The following is a 14,968-nucleotide window of genomic DNA, read 5'->3' as shown; positions in this document are numbered from 1 at the left end:
GCCGTCTCTGCGCAGATTATTCCACCGTGACCGACTTTGCCAGATTGCGCGGCTGATCGACATCCGTGCCTTTTGCAACGGCGGTATGATAGGCCAGCAATTGCGCCGGCAGCGCATAGAGGATCGGGGTCAGCAGCGGGTCGACCGAGGGCATTTCGATGCTGCGCCAGACGCCGTCCTGCGCGGCCTCGATGCCGGCCAGGTCGCTGATCAGCAGGACCTTGCCGCCGCGGGCCATGACCTCCTGCATGTTCGATACTGTCTTGTCGAACAGGGCATCGCGCGGCGCCATCACGACGACAGGCACGTGTTTGTCGATCAGGGCGATCGGGCCATGCTTGAGTTCGCCGGAGGCATAGGCTTCGGCATGGATATAGCTGATTTCCTTCATCTTCAGGGCGCCTTCCAGCGCCAGAGGATACATCAGGCCACGCCCGAGAAAGAGGATATCCTGAGCTTCGGCGATTTGCAGCGAGAGTTCCTCGGCGGCGGCATTGTTGTCGAGCGCCCGTCCCAGAACCGCCGGAAGACCGCGCAGCGCGGCGACGAGGCTTTCGTAGCGGTCTTCGTCAAGTGTGCCGCGCTGGCGACCGGCCTCGAGGGCGAGGGTCAGCAGGACGGTCAGCTGACAGGAAAACGCCTTGGTGGAGGCGACACCGATCTCGGTGCCTGCCAGGATCGGCAGTGCCAGGTCGCTTTCGCGCGCGATCGAGCTTTCGGCGACGTTGACGACCGAGACGATGCGGTCGGCCTTGTCGCGGCAATAGCGCAGGGCGGCCAGGGTATCGGCGGTTTCACCGGACTGGCTGACGAAAACCGCAACGGTGCGGTCCGTGACAGGCGGTTCGCGATAGCGGAATTCCGAGGCCACATCGACCTCGACCGGCAGGCGGGCGATCTGTTCGAACCAGTATTTCGCGGTCAGGCAGGCATAGTAGGCCGTACCGCAGGCGACCATCACCAGGCGATCCACGCCGGTAAAGTCGATGCCGCCATCGGGCAGGCTGATGGTCTGGCCGGAGTCGCCGAAGTAGTGTTTCACCGCATTGCCGATCACCTGGGGCTGCTCGGCAATTTCCTTTGCCATGAAGTGCTTGTGTCCGGCCTTGTCGACCTGCGCCTTGTCCAGCGAGACACGCCGCATCTCGCGGTTGGCAAGCGTGCCGCTGGCATCGTAGATCGTCACGTCCCTGCGGGTGACGACGGCCCAGTCGCCCTCCTCGAGGTAGGTGATCCGATCGGTCAGCGGGGCCAGGGCCAGCGCATCGGACCCGACGTAGTTTTCACCGTCGCCGTGCCCGATCGCGAGGGGGGAGCCCTTGCGCGCGGCGATCATCAGGTCCTGTTCGGCCTCGAACAGGAACAACAGGGCAAAGGCCCCCTCCAGCCGTCCGAGCGTTTTCTGCACCGCCTGGACCGGGGTCAGCCCATCGGCCATGTAGCGCGATGTCAGCATGGCCACGGTTTCGGTGTCGGTGTCGGTCAGAGGCAGGTCGCCCTTTTCCGCCAGTTCGCGGCGCAGCGCCCGAAAGTTTTCGATGATCCCGTTATGTACCACGGCGACGTTGCCGGCACGGTGCGGGTGCGCGTTCAGTTCCGATGGCTCGCCGTGGGTGGCCCAGCGGGTGTGGCCGATGCCGGATTTGCCGGCCAGCGGCGTGTGCACCAGCACGTCGGACAGGTTGACCAGCTTGCCGACCGCGCGGCGCCGGTCCAGTTTGCCATTGTTGACGGTGGCGATACCGGCGCTGTCGTAGCCGCGGTATTCAAGCCGTTTCAGGGCCTCGACCAGAAAGGGAGACGCCTCGTGATTGCCGAGATAGCCGATGATGCCGCACATTATTCCGCCTCTTTGGCCAGCCGGGCCTTTTTCAGTTTCAGGATTTCCATCAGTTTGCGGGCCATGCCGGGTTTCGACACCTGGCGGGCGCGCCCGATGGCCAGTGCGCCGGGTTCGACATCGGCCGTGATGACCGAGCCGGAGCCTGTCATGGCGTCATCCCCGACCGAAACCGGGGCCACCAGCATGGTCGACGACCCGATGAAGGCGCGCGCGCCGATCCGGGTGCGGTGCTTCATGACGCCATCGTAATTGCAGGTGATGGTGCCTGCGCCGATGTTCGTCTCTTCTCCCACCTCGGCGTCGCCGATGTAGCTGAGGTGATTGATCTTGGCGCCGCGATCGACGCGTGCCTGCTTGACCTCGACAAAGTTGCCGATGTGGACATCCTCGGACAGTTCGGCGCCGGGGCGCAGGCGGGCAAAAGGCCCTATCAGCCCGCCGCGGCTGACATGGCACCCTTCGAGATGCGAGAAGGCGCGGATGCGCGCGCCGCTTTCGACCGTAACCTCGGGGCCGAAAAACACGTTCGGTTCGATCACGCTGTCGCGCCCGATCACGGTGTCATGGGCAAGGAAGACCGTCTCGGGTGCAACCAGGGTCACGCCATCCTCCATCGCCTCGGCACGTTTGCGGGTTTGAAAGGCGGCTTCGGCATCGGCCAGTTGCGCGCGCGAGTTGATGCCCATCGTCTCGGCTTCGTCACAGGTGACGGCGCCGGCAGACAATCCTGCCGCGCGGGCAAGGGCGATCACGTCCGTCAGGTAGTATTCTGCTGCGGCGTTGTCGTTGCCGACCTTTGCGATCAGATCGAACAGCGTCGCGGCATCGGCACAGATCACGCCGGAATTGCACAGCGTGATCTTGCGCTCTTCTTCGGATGCGTCCTTGTATTCGACGATCCTGTCCAGGCTCAGACCATCCATCACAAGCCGACCGTAGCGCCCCGGATCGCGCGCCTCAAAGCCCAGCACGACGATGTCATGGCGGGCACGGGCGGTCTGCATCGCCGCGAGGGTCTCGGGGCGGATGAAGGGGGTGTCGCCATAGAGCACGATGACATCACCCTGGAAACCGTCCAGCAGGTCGCGCGCCTGATCGACGGCATGGGCCGTGCCGTTCTGTTCGCGCTGAAGAACGACCTGCGTCAGGGGCATCACATCCTCGGCGGCGGCGGTGACGGCCTCGGCGCCGTGGCCTGCGACCACGATCAGCCGGGCCGGGTCCAGCGACAGGGCCGAATGCATCGCATGGGCCAGCATCGGTGCCCCCGCGATCTGATGCAGGACCTTGGGGAGGTCCGAATTCATCCGGCTGCCCATCCCCGCCGCCAGAATTATGCATGCCGTGCTCATCGTGCCCTCAATTCCGTTGCCTGTCAGGGCGCTGCGGCACGGGATCGTCGGCCCGGGCGCGCACCCTTGTGGTTGTCCTTTTGTTGCGCCCGTTTTAATCGGATAGCGTGGTGGCGCAAGGCCGGGTGACCCGGTGCGCCATCAACTTGGGTTTCGATGCGCAACAATCGTGGCGAAAGCCTGCCGGAAGCGGCCAATGAAAAGAGGATGAACCGACATGCGGGCAGTGGTATTCGATCTGGACGGGACGCTGGCGGATACCAGTGGCGACCTGCTGGCGGCGGCGAACCATTGCTTTCAGGGGCTGGGCGTCGGTGATCAGCTGGACGCGGCGGATGCCGGCGTTGCCCTGCGCGGCGGACGGGCGATGCTGCGACTGGGCCTGTCACGGATCGGACGCGACGGCGACGAGGCCGAGATCGACCGCCAATATCCGGTGCTGCTGGAGGCCTATCGCGGCGCAATCGCGGTGCATACGGTGCTGTATCCTGGCGCGATGGAGGCCGTGGAGGCGTTGAAGACGCGCGGCTATGCCGTGTCGATCTGCACCAACAAGCCCGAAGCGCTGGCCGTGTTGCTGATGCGCCAGCTTGGTGTGCTGGGGACGTTCGATGCGTTGGTGGGGGCTGATACCCTGCCGGTGCGCAAGCCCGACCCGGCGCCGCTGCGCGAGGCGGCGCGCCGGTCCGGCGGCGATCCCGCGCGCTGCTGTCTGGTGGGGGACAGCGATACGGACCGCAACACTGCCCGGGCCGCCGGTGTGCCGTCGGTGCTGGTGTCGTTCGGGCCGTCCGGCGCCGACATGGCCGCGCTGGCACCGGAGGCCCTGATCGGCCATTTCGACGAACTGCCCGCCGTGGTGGAGCAATTGCAGCTATAGCCATCGCCCCACGGAGAGTGACAGAGATTGACGCGCCGGGCCGACACGACAAAGGATGCCAGCATGACCGAAACCTTCACAGGCAATTTCACCCAGCAGGAGCCGATCCCGGAAGAGGCGATCGAGGCTGCCGTGGCGGTGATGCGCAGTGGCCGTCTGCACCGCTACAACACCGCGGCCGGTGAGGCGGGCGAAACCGCGCTGCTGGAGCAGGAGTTCGCGGAGATGACCGGCGCGCGCTATGCGCTGGCGGTCGCGTCGGGAGGCCATGCGATTTCGACGGCGCTGCGTGCCGTCGGCGTGCGGCCGGGTGATCGCGTTTTGTCCAACGCCTTTACCCTGGCACCGGTGCCGGGGGCCATCGCGGCAGTTGGCGCCGAACCGGTCTATGTCGGTGTGACCGAGGCGCTGGTGATCGATATCGCGGATCTGGAGAGCAAGCTGGACCGCGCGCGCGTCCTGCTGCTGAGCCATATGCGCGGTCATATCTGCGACATGGACCGGCTGATGGCACTTTGCAACGACGCCGGGATCATCGTGGTCGAGGATTGCGCCCACACGATGGGGGCACGCTGGAATGGTGTGATCAGCGGACGGCACGGGGCCATCGGTTGTTATTCGACCCAGACCTACAAGCATGTCAATTCCGGCGAGGGGGGGCTGCTGGTTACAGATGATGCTGATATGGCGGCGCGTGCGACCATGCTTTCAGGCAGCTACATGCTGTTTGACCGCCACATCGCGGGTCCGGGGGCGGAGGCCTACGCCGAGGTCAAATATGTCACGCCCAATATCTCCGGTCGGATGGATAACCTGCGGGCCGCGATCCTGCGCCCGCAACTGAGGGCGCTTGAGGCGCAGTGCGCTGCGTGGAATGCCCGATATGCGGCGGTCGAGGCGGGCTTGCGGGATACGCCGGGATTGCAGATCGTGGAAAGGCCCGGGGCGGAACGCTTTGTCGGCTCTTCCATCCAATTCCTGCTGCCGGACTGGGACGCGGGAAAGATCGGTGACGTCCTGCGCCGCTGTGCTGGCCGTGGGGTTGAATTGAAGTGGTTCGGTGACGCCGAGCCGCGGGGCTATACCTCGCGCTATGACAGTTGGCGATATGCCCCGAGCGCGCCGATGCCGCGCAGTGACAGGGTCCTGCGCTCAATCATGGACATGCGGCTGCCCCTGACCTTCAGTGTCGACGACTGTGCCCTGATCGCGCGGATCATCCGTGCCGAGGTCAGCGCCGTCTTTCAGAGCGGTGTCGCCTGAGAAGGGTTGGGTTTCCCCTGCGACAGCCGCGGCTTGAAGGGTCAACGGTCAGGGCTGTTCGGGCACCTCGGTCAGATAGGGCGATATAGACGTCTACCCCCTACGCTCGGCGGCGAAGGGGGCGGTACTGAACCTGGGGTCAGTGCCCCGCATGGTAGAGCGGTACCGTGGAGATCGACAACTTGGCAGACCCATCCGTCAGCTCGGCCGCGTGGGCGAGGTAGATCAGGGTCTGGTTCTTTTCGTCCCAGATGCGTTTCACCCGCAAGGATTTCAGGATGATCGAGCGGGACGTGCGGAACACGTCCTCTCCGTCTTCGCCGCGATCGATATCACCGACCTTGATGGGCCCGGTTTGGCGGCAGGCGATCGAGGCGTTGGAGGGATCCTCGAACCAGTTCCCCTTTGACACGCGATCAATCAGACTGCGCGAGAAGTACGCGATATGACAGGTAACCCCAGTGACCTTTGGGTCCGGGATCTCCTCTATGACGATGTCGTTACCTGTCCAGTCGACCCCGACCTCGCCCACCTGTTCGGCTGTGGCGGACGAGGTGGAGGCCCCCACGAAGAGGGCCCCCACGAACAGACAGGTCAGCGGCACCGCGCACAGCCGTATCATCCACCCGAATTTCGCGCCATCCGGGTTGGGGTACGTCGTTTTTGCCGCCGGTCTCAAAATGTGATGACCCCGTGGTCGCCTGCATCCGGCGTTGCGTCCGACAGCTTGGCCTTGGCAATTTCATACAGGAAACCGGCACCGCCATCGGTCAGCCAGACCTCGGCCTTGGTGGGGATCAGGCGCAGCAGACGGACCGAGCTGTCCTCGCGGCCATCCTTGAACCAGGCGCCGGCAATGGGGGACCAGATCTCGTCCAGCTTCTCGGGGTTGGTGACGGCCGACAGTTGACCGTGCACGCGGGCGTAAATCTTGGCCGAGGCATCTGAGACGATGAAGGTGGTCGTATGATTGCTTTTCGCGGCCTGGTGCGCATCCGTGCCTTCCGCGGTGATGAACCAGAGGGCGCCCTCGTCAGGGTCGGGGTAGGCGGTCATCGGAACGATGCGATCATCGGTGGTGTGCAGCATCCCGGCGCGCACTTTGTCCATGCGGGTCCAGAACTGTTCGGTCATCTTGTCTGCGAAGTCTTTCATGACATCCTCCTTAAGGTAGGCGTGATTGAGAGAACAACGCAGCGCGGCGGGCACGGTTCCTGTCGCTTGACCGATGCGCGACGCCGTGCCTATGTATGAACAAGCGTTCAATAAAGGGAAGGAGGAGCCCGATGTTTACCGCTTCGATGCGTTTCGACCTGGGCGAAGACATCAATGCGCTGCGCGAGGCAGTGCATCGCTGGGCGCAGGACCGGGTGCGCCCGATGGCCGCCGAAATCGACGCCAGCAACAGTTTCCCTGCGGCCCTGTGGCGCGAGATGGGCGAGATGGGCCTGCTGGGGATCACGGTGGACGAAGAGTATGGCGGCGCTGGAATGGGATACCTTGCGCATGTCATCGCGGTCGAGGAGATCGCGCGCGCCTCGGCCAGTGTCAGCCTGTCCTACGGCGCCCACTCCAACCTCTGCGTGAACCAGATCCAGCTGAACGGCACCGAAGAGCAAAAGCAGAAATATCTGCCGGGTCTGGTTGCGGGCCACCATGTCGGCGCCCTTGCGATGAGCGAGGCCGGAGCCGGTTCGGACGTCGTGGGCATGAGCCTGCGGGCGGAAAAGAAGAATGATCGCTATACCTTGAACGGCAACAAGTACTGGATCACCAACGGCCCCGACGCCGACACGCTGATCGTCTATGCCAAGACGGACAAGGATGCGGGCAGCAAGGGGATTACCGCCTTTCTGATTGAAAAGACGATGAACGGGTTCTCGACCTCGGCGCATTTCGACAAGTTGGGAATGCGCGGATCGAACACGGCGGAATTGATCTTCGACGAAGTCGACGTCCCGTTCGAGAATGTCCTGGGCGAAGAAGGCAAGGGCGTGCGCGTTCTGATGTCGGGGCTGGATTACGAGCGCGTGGTGCTGTCGGGCATCGGCACAGGCATCATGGCGGCCTGTCTGGACGAGGTCATGCCCTACATGGTGGAACGCAAGCAGTTCGGCCAGAGCATCGGGAGCTTTCAGCTGATGCAGGGCAAGATCGCCGACATGTACACCAAGATGAACGCGGCGCGGGCCTATGTCTATGAGGTCGCGCGGGCCTGTGATCGCGGTCAGGTGACACGTGCGGATGCTGCGGCCTGCGTCCTGTTTGCCTCTGAGGAAGGGATGAGCGTGGCGCATCAGGCGGTGCAGGCCATGGGCGGTGCGGGCTTCATGGCCGACGCCGCGGTGGCACGCCTGTTCCGCGACGCCAAGCTGATGGAGATCGGCGCCGGCACCAGCGAGATCCGGCGGATGCTGGTGGGGCGCGAACTGATGGCGGCGATGCAATGACCGCTTTCCCGGACGGCGCGGGTTATGACGAGATTTACCGCGATTTCAGCTGGCAGATTCCGGAGCATCTGAACATGGCGGGCCAGGTTTGCGATACCTGGGCCGAGCGCGCGCCGGAGCGCACGGCGATCATCGACCTGACGGAAGGCACGCGGCGGGATGTGTCCTACGGAGACCTGCGCGCCATGGCGGACCATCTGGCCTTGGCGCTGCGTGACCGGGGCGTGGCGCGCGGCGGCCGGGTCGGTGTGTTGCGCTCTCAAGACGCGTGGTGCGCGGCGGCCCATATCGCCGCATGGAAGCTGGGCGCGATTTCCGTCCCTCTTTTCAAGCTGTTCCGAGAAGAGGCGCTGCGGTCGCGGGTCGAGGATTGCGGCGCAGGGATCGTCGTGACGGACGCGGAGGGCGCAGCGATGCTGGCGCCGCTGGATGTGGCACCCCTGGTGCCCGAAGCAACGGATCTGCCGAAGGGGCGCTGCGCGACGGCGGACATGGCGGCGGATGAGGCCGGTGTGCTGATCTACACGTCGGGCACGACGGGAAAGCCGAAAGGTGCGCTTCATGCACACCGCGTGCTGAGCGGCCACCTGCCGGGCGTTGCGCTGAGCCATGACATGCTGGGCCAGCCGGGCGACTGCATCTGGACGCCTGCCGACTGGGCCTGGATCGGCGGGTTGTTCGACGTGTTGATGCCGGGGCTCGCGCTCGGGGTGCCTGTCGTGGCCGCGCGGATGGCAAAGTTCGACGTTGCCGAATGCCTCAGGATCGTCGCGCAAGGCAACGTAAAGAATGTCTTTTTTCCGCCAACCGCACTGCGGATGCTGAAGGCGCAGGGGGCGCGGGTGCAAGGGTTGCGCACCGTCGCCAGCGCGGGTGAGCCACTGGGGGCCGAGATGCTGGCCTGGGGCAGCGAGGCCTTTGGGCTGACCATCAATGAATTTTACGGCCAGACAGAATGCAACATGGCCGTCACGTCTTGCGCGGCCTTGTTCGCGCCACGGCCGGGCTGTGCGGGCAAATCGGTGCCGGGGTTCGATGTGACTGTGATCGGCCCGGATGGATGGCCCTGCACGGGCGAGGGCGATGTTGCGATCCGCCGGGGTACCCCGGCCATGATGCTGGAATACTGGAACAAACCCGAGGCCACGGCGGAAAAGTTTCGCGGTGACTGGTTGCTGACGGGGGACCGTGGCGTGATGGAGGGGGATTTCCTGCGCTTCCTGGGGCGCGAGGATGATGTGATCACCTCTGCCGGGTATCGCATCGGCCCGTCCGAGATCGAGGATTGCCTGATGACCCATCCGGCCGTTGCGACCGTCGGTGTCGTGGGCAAGCCCGATGCGTTGCGCACTGAAATCGTCAAGGCCTATGTGGTGCTGAAACCGGGTGTGTCGGCCAGCGCCAAAGAGCTTGGCGATCACGTGAAGACCCGCCTTGCAAGTTATTCATACCCAAGGGAAATCGCTTTTGTCGATGCGCTGCCGATGACAGTGACCGGCAAGGTCATCCGCAAGGAGTTGAAGGCGCGGGCCGTGGCCGAGACGACGGGAGAAGACGTATGAAACTGGCATCGAAGGTCCTTGCCGGCTCCGAGGAGTTTGCCGCAAATCGCAGGGGGCATCTGGACGCCCTGGCGCTGGTGAGCGAGGCCGCGGCCCTGGCGGCGGCGGGCGGTGGCGCGAGTGCGCGCGACCGGCATCTGAGCCGGGGAAAGATGCTGCCCCGGGACCGGGTGGCGGGTCTGCTCGATCCGGGCAGCGCCTTTCTCGAGGTCGGGGCGACGGCGGGGCATGGTCTGTATGACGGGGCCGCGCCGGGGGCCGGGTTGATCGCCGGTGTGGGGCGCGTGTCGGGGCAGGAGGTGATGATCCTGTGCAATGATGCGACCGTCAAGGGCGGCACCTATTATCCGATCACTGTGAAAAAACACTTGCGGGCGCAGGAGATAGCCGAGGAAAACCATCTGCCCTGCCTGTATCTGGTGGACAGTGGCGGTGCCAATCTGCCCAACCAGGACGAGGTCTTTCCCGACCGTGATCACTTTGGACGGATCTTCTACAACCAGGCCCGGATGAGCGCCAAGGGGATTGCGCAGATCGCCGTCGTGATGGGGTCATGCACCGCCGGCGGGGCGTATGTTCCGGCGATGTCTGACGTGACGATCATCGTGCGCGACCAGGGCACGATCTTTCTGGCCGGGCCGCCGCTGGTCAAGGCCGCGACGGGAGAAATCGTTTCCGCAGAAGACCTTGGGGGCGGTGATGTGCATACCCGGCTGTCGGGCGTGGCGGATTATCTGGCCGAGGACGACGCCCATGCGCTGGCGCTGGCGCGGCGCTGCGTCGCGGGGTTGAACCGGGTTCGACCCGAGGGGCCGGCGCGGGTGGCGCCGGAGCTGCCGGTCTATGATCCGGAGGAGCTGATCGGGGTGGTGCCGCCGGACCTGCGCACCCCCTATGATATCCGCGAGGTGATCGCGCGCATCGTCGACGGATCGCGATTTGATGAGTTCAAACAACGCTTTGGCGAGACACTGGTAACCGGGTTCGCGCATGTCGATGGCTGGCCCGTCGGCATCATCGCCAACAACGGGGTGCTGTTCAGCGAAGCCGCGCAGAAGGGCGCGCATTTCGTCGAACTGTGCAGCCAGCGCAAGATCCCCCTGGTGTTCTTGCAGAACATCACCGGCTTCATGGTGGGGCGGAAATACGAGAACGAGGGCATTGCGCGCCATGGCGCCAAGATGGTGACAGCCGTGTCGACGACCGAGGTGCCCAAGATCACCATGGTCGTCGGCGGATCTTTTGGTGCCGGAAATTATGGTATGTCTGGAAGGGCTTACAGTCCGCGCTTCATGTGGTCCTGGCCGTCCAGCCGGATTTCCGTAATGGGCGGAGAGCAGGCGGCGGGCGTTCTGGCGAGCGTGAAGCGCGACGGGATCGAGCGCAGGGGCGGCCATTGGAGCGCGGAGGAAGAGGCGGAGTTCAAGCGGCCCACGGTCGAGATGTTCGAACGCCAGAGCCATCCGCTCTATGCCTCTGCACGGTTGTGGGACGACGGGATCATCGACCCGAGAAAGAGCCGCGAGGTGCTGGCGCTGAGCCTGAGTGCCGCACTGAACGCGCCGATCCGGGAGACGCGGTTCGGGCTGTTTCGGATGTAACTTGGCGTGTGTCGGTAACGATTGCGCGCAGGGAGTACGCAAGTGTTTGAAAACCCAGGATTCCAACGTCGGTATTTGAACGGTATCTGTACGGTATCTGAACGGTGCACGCGCGCGCCGCGGGCGCGGCGCTGCGATCGGCCTTTGCGCGGGGTCCGGCGGCGGGTTCCAGGGGTGGGACAAAGCGCGAGGGCGCGGGGCGCGGCGATCCCCGGGCATCTCTTGCCGGGCGAAACGCGTGTGGCTCCGGGTGGCATCTGGCGCGGCGGCAGGCATGGATTGCGACAGGGGCGGTGCAGGTGACAGGGGGCGGTAGGTGACAGGGGGCGGTAAAGGTGATTGAGACGCGTCTGACACGGCAATTCGGCCTTTCGGTGCCCGTGGTGCTGGCCCCCATGGCGCGGGTCGCGGGCGGGCGGCTGGCGGCGGCGGTTTCGCGTGCCGGGGGGCTGGGCCTGATCGGCGGCGGCTACTGCGATGCGGCCTGGATCGCGGAACAGATGGACCTGTTGCGCGACCATGCGGGGCGGGCACCCTTCGGGGTTGGCCTGATCACCTGGGCGCTGGACGCGGTGCCGGAGGTTCTGGGCCAGGTTCTGGCGCAGGGCCCGCAGGCGGTGTTCCTGTCGTTCGGGGATCCACGCCCCCATGCGGATGCCATTCACGCGGCGGGCGCCAGGTTGATCTGCCAGGTGCAGGACATGACCGGGGCGCGGCAGGCGCTGGCGGCGGGTGCCGATGTGATCGTGGCGCAGGGGGCCGAGGCCGGTGGGCATGGCGCGGGCCATGGCCGGGGGCGCGCGACGATGACACTGGTGCCCGAGGTGGTGGATCTGGTGGCCGCCGAGCGCCCCGAGGTGCTGGTACTGGCGGCGGGGGGCATAACGGACGGGCGTGGCCTGGCGGCGGCGTTGATGCTGGGGGCCGACGGCGTGGTCTGCGGCACGCGGTTCTGGGCCGCGGCCGAGGCGCTGGTGCCCGAGGGGCAGGCGCGTGCGGCGCTGGCGGTGGATGGCGACGCGACCTTTCGGTCGTCGCTGGTGGATGTGGCGCGGGGGCTGGACTGGCCCGCGCCCTATGACCTGCGAGGCATGCGCAACGCCTTTTCCGCGCAGTGGGAGGGGCGGCTGGAGGCGCTGGCGGCGGATCCCGCGGCCCGGGCCGCCTGGGCCGAGGCGGCTGCCAATGGCGATGCCGGGATCGCCGCACCTATCGTCGGAGAGGGCATAGGCCTGATCAGGGACGCCCCCGGCGCGGCGCAGATCATGGCGCGGATGGCGCAAGAGGCGGCGCAGCGGCTGGGCCATGGCGCGCGCCCTGTCGGGACCTGAGAGGAGTGGAACGGATGTTTGACACGATCCTGATTGCCAATCGCGGAGAAATCGCCTGTCGGGTGATCGAGAGCGCGCGCGCCATGGGGCTGCGCACCGTGGCGGTGCATTCGGACCCCGATGCCGGGGCGCGGCATGTAGCACTGGCCGATGTCGCCGTGTCGATCGGAGGGGCCAGCCCGGCAGAGAGCTATCTGCGCGGGGACGCCATCATTGCGGCGGCGCAGGCCACGGGCGCGCAGGCGATCCATCCGGGATACGGGTTCCTGTCGGAAAATCCCGATTTCGTCGAGGCGGTGGAGGCGGCGGGGCTGGTGTTCATCGGCCCGTCGGCACGGGCGATCCGGGCGATGGGGCTGAAGGATGCGGCCAAGGCGCTGATGGCCGAGGCGGGCGTGCCTGTCGTGCCCGGCTACCAGGGAGCCGAACAGGGCGCGGAGCATCTGGCGGCGCGCGCCGACGAGGTGGGGTATCCGGTGCTGATAAAGGCCGTCGCGGGCGGCGGTGGCAAGGGAATGCGGCTGGTCGAGACGCCGGAGGCCTTCGCCGAGGCGCTGACGAGCGCGCAGGCCGAGGCGCAGGGCGCCTTTGGCAATCCGGTCGTGCTGATCGAGAAGTTCGTCGCCAGCCCGCGCCACATCGAGGTGCAGGTGTTTGGCGACGGCACGCGCGCGGTGCATCTGTTCGAACGGGATTGTTCGCTGCAGCGGCGCCATCAGAAGGTGATCGAGGAGGCCCCCGCGCCCGGCATGACGCAGGCGATGCGGCGCGCCATGGGGGATGCGGCGGTGCGCGCCGCCGAGGCGATCGGATATAGCGGCGCGGGCACGGTGGAATTCATCGTCGACGGGTCGGACGGGCTGCGGGCCGATCGGTTCTGGTTCATGGAGATGAACACGCGATTGCAGGTCGAACACCCGGTGACCGAGGCGGTGACCGGTGTCGACCTGGTGGCGTGGCAGATCCGCGTGGCGGCGGGTGAGCCGCTGCCGGTGCAGCAGGGCGACCTGGCGCTGACGGGTCATGCGTTCGAGGCGCGCCTGTATGCCGAGGACGTGGCGAAGGGGTTTCTGCCCGCCACGGGGCGGCTGGCGCATCTGCGCTTTGCCGACGGGGCGCGGGCCGATACGGGCGTGCGTGCGGGGGACGTGATCAGCCCGCACTACGATCCGATGATTGCCAAGATCATCACCCATGGCGCCACGCGCGAAATCGCCTTGCGCAAACTGGCACGGGCGCTGCGCGAGACGGAGGTGGCGGGAACGGTCACGAACCTCGGTTTTCTGGGGGCGCTGGCGGAGCACGCGGGCTTTGGCCGGGGCGAGGTCGATACCGGGCTGATCGGGCGCGAGGTCGATGCCTTGTGTGCGGCCCCCGTGCCGGGGACGAGCGACATCGCCTGGGCGGCGCTGGTCGCGCTTGGCCTCACCGGGGTGCCGGGGGCGAAGTCGGGCTTTACCCTGTGGTCGCCGCTGCGCCGCACCGTGATCCTGCGGACCGGCGACGAGGAGCTGCGCGTCAGCGTGACCAGCGACGGGGCGGCGCATGATGTGCAGGTGGGCGAGACGGTGGTGCAGGCGCGGTTTGACGCGGAGTGGCGTCTGGACGGGATGCGCGCGCCCGGCTGGCACCGGGCGGGCGACCGGATCACCCTGTTCACGGGCCATGGCCAGGTGTTCGACCTGGTCGACCCGCTGCAGGCGGATGCGCAAAGCACAGGCGGTGGCGACGTGATCCTTGCACCCATGCCGGGACTCGTGCGCGCGATTGTCGCCTCTGCCGGGCAAGTGGTTGCTGCGGGGCAGCGGTTGGCTATTCTGGAAGCCATGAAAATGGAACACGCGTTGATCGCCCCGAGAGATGGTACCGTCGCCGAATTGCTGGCCGTCGAGGGGGCGCAGGTCGAGGCCGGTGCCGCCCTGATCCGGCTGGAGAGCGAGCCCGGCGCGCAGGAGGCCGGCGACACGGGCGCCGCATCATGATCGTGCTGCATCATTGCGGCGGGTCGCGCTCGATGCGGGTGCTGTGGCTGCTGAACGAGTTGGACGTGCCGTTCGAGATGTCCATCCATGCCTTCGACGCCTCGCTGCGCGAACCCGAGCATCTGAGCCGGTCGCCTGCCGGGCGGGTACCGTCGCTGGAACTGGACGGCGAAAATTATTTCGAGAGCGGCGCGATCATCGAGATCCTGTGCGAACGGTTTCCGGCGCGCGGGCTGGGGCGCCTGCTGGGCGATCTGGACCGCCCCGACTGGCTGATGTGGGTGCATTTCGCCGAGACGATCAGCCAGCATTGCGCGACCCTGATGCAGCAGCACGTCATGTTGTACGAGGATTGGATGCGCTCGCCCACGGTGATGAAGATCGAGGTGGCGCGGCTGAAAAAATGCTTTGCCGCGATCGAGGCGCGGCTGTCGACGCCGGTGGAAAACCGCGACTACCTGCTGACCAGCGGCTTTTCCGCCGCCGATATCGCGGTGGGGCAGGCGGTGTGGATGGCGCTGCGCTTTACCACGCTGGAGGGGTTCCCCGAGGTCGCGGCCTGGTACGAGCGGATCACCGCGCGCGACGGTTTCAGGCGGTCCCTGCCGGAGCCCGGAACCGGTGTGTTCGACCGCGATTTCTATCCGCTGCCGCAAGAGGCCGTGCAGGCCTGAGCGCAGGACAGGGCAATCGGAGGGGAGGCC

At 66.1% G+C, this 14,968-nt stretch carries 12 protein-coding genes; 8 read left to right on the top strand and 4 right to left on the bottom strand.

Annotation, left to right across the window (positions count from 1 at the left end):
- Positions 1-16: 16 nt before the first annotated feature.
- Together glmS and glmU are read right to left on the bottom strand one after the other, a co-directional pair.
- A complete protein-coding gene (gene glmS / locus DL237_RS08065) occupies positions 17-1,840 on the bottom strand; it encodes a glutamine--fructose-6-phosphate transaminase (isomerizing) (RefSeq protein WP_119398546.1) in 1,824 nt (607 codons plus the stop codon).
- Complete coding sequence (glmU, locus tag DL237_RS08060) at positions 1,840-3,195, bottom strand: bifunctional UDP-N-acetylglucosamine diphosphorylase/glucosamine-1-phosphate N-acetyltransferase GlmU (protein WP_119398545.1); 1,356 nt, start codon at positions 3,193-3,195, stop codon at positions 1,840-1,842. The genes glmS and glmU overlap by 1 nt, the downstream gene beginning before the upstream one ends.
- Positions 3,196-3,412: 217 nt before the next feature.
- Between glmU and DL237_RS08055 the strand changes: the two genes are divergently transcribed.
- Together DL237_RS08055 and DL237_RS08050 are read left to right on the top strand one after the other, a co-directional pair.
- Positions 3,413-4,075: an HAD-IA family hydrolase gene (locus DL237_RS08055; protein ID WP_119398544.1), complete on the top strand. Its 663-nt coding sequence runs from the start codon at positions 3,413-3,415 to the stop codon at positions 4,073-4,075.
- 63 nt (positions 4,076-4,138) lie between these two features.
- Positions 4,139-5,338 (top strand): DegT/DnrJ/EryC1/StrS family aminotransferase, encoded by a 1,200-nt coding sequence (locus tag DL237_RS08050; RefSeq protein WP_119398543.1) that lies wholly within the window; start codon positions 4,139-4,141, stop codon positions 5,336-5,338.
- A 139-nt stretch (positions 5,339-5,477) separates the two neighbouring features.
- Here the strand turns inward: DL237_RS08050 and DL237_RS08045 are convergent, their stop codons facing one another.
- Both DL237_RS08045 and DL237_RS08040 read right to left on the bottom strand, forming a co-directional pair.
- Positions 5,478-5,960 (bottom strand): CreA family protein, encoded by a 483-nt coding sequence (locus DL237_RS08045; protein WP_119398542.1) that lies wholly within the window; start codon positions 5,958-5,960, stop codon positions 5,478-5,480.
- 53 nt (positions 5,961-6,013) lie between these two features.
- A complete protein-coding gene (locus DL237_RS08040; protein WP_199672020.1) occupies positions 6,014-6,493 on the bottom strand; it encodes a pyridoxamine 5'-phosphate oxidase family protein in 480 nt (159 codons plus the stop codon).
- A gap of 131 nt (positions 6,494-6,624) precedes the next feature.
- Here DL237_RS08040 and DL237_RS08035 point away from each other — a divergent pair, with 131 nt between their 5' ends.
- From DL237_RS08035 to DL237_RS08010, 6 genes are all read left to right on the top strand, one after another.
- Positions 6,625-7,788: an acyl-CoA dehydrogenase family protein gene (locus DL237_RS08035; protein ID WP_119398541.1), complete on the top strand. Its 1,164-nt coding sequence runs from the start codon at positions 6,625-6,627 to the stop codon at positions 7,786-7,788.
- Positions 7,785-9,350 carry an AMP-binding protein gene (locus DL237_RS08030; protein ID WP_119398540.1) on the top strand — a complete coding sequence of 522 codons (1,566 nt, stop codon included), beginning with the start codon at positions 7,785-7,787 and terminating at the stop codon, positions 9,348-9,350. Before DL237_RS08035 ends, DL237_RS08030 begins: the two co-directional genes overlap by 4 nt.
- Positions 9,347-10,951, top strand: a complete 1,605-nt coding sequence (locus tag DL237_RS08025; RefSeq protein WP_119398539.1) for a carboxyl transferase domain-containing protein — start codon at positions 9,347-9,349, stop codon at positions 10,949-10,951. The genes DL237_RS08030 and DL237_RS08025 overlap by 4 nt, the downstream gene beginning before the upstream one ends.
- Before the next feature lie 335 nt (positions 10,952-11,286).
- On the top strand, positions 11,287-12,282 hold the full coding sequence (locus tag DL237_RS08020; RefSeq protein WP_119398538.1) for an NAD(P)H-dependent flavin oxidoreductase: 996 nt from the start codon (positions 11,287-11,289) through the stop codon (positions 12,280-12,282).
- A 14-nt stretch (positions 12,283-12,296) separates the two neighbouring features.
- Positions 12,297-14,264 carry an acetyl/propionyl/methylcrotonyl-CoA carboxylase subunit alpha gene (locus tag DL237_RS08015; RefSeq protein WP_119398537.1) on the top strand — a complete coding sequence of 656 codons (1,968 nt, stop codon included), beginning with the start codon at positions 12,297-12,299 and terminating at the stop codon, positions 14,262-14,264.
- Positions 14,261-14,938, top strand: a complete 678-nt coding sequence (locus DL237_RS08010) for a glutathione S-transferase family protein (protein WP_119398536.1) — start codon at positions 14,261-14,263, stop codon at positions 14,936-14,938. The genes DL237_RS08015 and DL237_RS08010 overlap by 4 nt, the downstream gene beginning before the upstream one ends.
- Positions 14,939-14,968: the final 30 nt, after the last annotated feature.

It is taken from the genome of Pseudooceanicola sediminis (assembly GCF_003575965.1).
Classification (GTDB): Bacteria; Pseudomonadota; Alphaproteobacteria; order Rhodobacterales; family Rhodobacteraceae; genus Pseudooceanicola; species Pseudooceanicola sediminis.
Note: the sequence above shows the minus strand (reverse complement) of the source record. Positions and strands in the feature narration are given on the sequence as shown.